The organism is Mesorhizobium sp. P5_C1, from assembly GCF_054049815.1.
Genome location: NZ_JBFULQ010001214.1, coordinates 1 through 794, shown reverse-complemented (window position 1 = coordinate 794; position 794 = coordinate 1). Strand labels below are relative to the sequence as shown.

The window sequence follows — 794 nt, the reverse complement described above, 5'->3', positions numbered from 1 at the left end:
GCTTGACATTGTCAGCGCCCGCGGGAACCGGAACGCCCTTGATCTGGTCGAAGAGGGCGACAAGGGCGAAGCCGCCCTGAAGCCAATGACCGCCGATGTCGAAGAGCAGATCGCCGGACTTTACCGCTTCGACATTCTCAGGGTTGAGATCCATTCCGACGACCATGACCTCCTTCCCCGGCGTTTTCCCGTGGTTCTTGAGAGCGGCCATCACGCCGGTCGCAGTGCCGCCGTTCGCAGCCCAGACGCCGGTGATCTCCGGATTCCCCTGGAAGAGCGATTCAAATGCCGTCTGCGAAGTATCACGGACGAAATTGCCATCGACCTCACCAGCGACACGCACATCGGGAGCTTCCTTGAGAGCGTCTTCCAGACCCTTGCGACGATCAATGGCGACCGAGGTGCCGGCGGTGCCGTTGACCACGCCGATCACTTTTTTACCGTCCGGCCCGGGCTTGATCGCAGCGAACAGCGCCTTGGCCATTTGGTATCCGGCGTCTTCATCGCTCGGCCCGATAAAGGCGATGTAGTTTGGGAAACGCTCGGTTTGAGGCGAAAAATCCGGGTAGCTGTCAGTGAGGATGACCGGTATGTCGGCTTCCTTCGCCAAGGTAAGTCCACGAGCGGCAGTGGCCCAATAGGGCGTGAAGATTATGCCATCGACTTTCTGGGCCACCAGATCCTCGAGCGACTTGACCATCTGGTCGGGCTTGTTGTCGGCGTTGAGCACGACGAGATTCACGCCGAGTTCATCCGCTCCCTTTTTCATGAAGGCGACATAGCTGTTCCAGAAT

The 794-nt window shown here is 58.9% G+C and carries 1 protein-coding gene; it reads right to left on the bottom strand.

All coding sequences use genetic code 11. The annotated features are described in order from the left end of the window. On the bottom strand, positions 1 to 794 hold a 794-nt coding region (locus ACXJ7R_RS34945; RefSeq protein ID WP_457155776.1), incomplete at both ends, for an ABC transporter substrate-binding protein.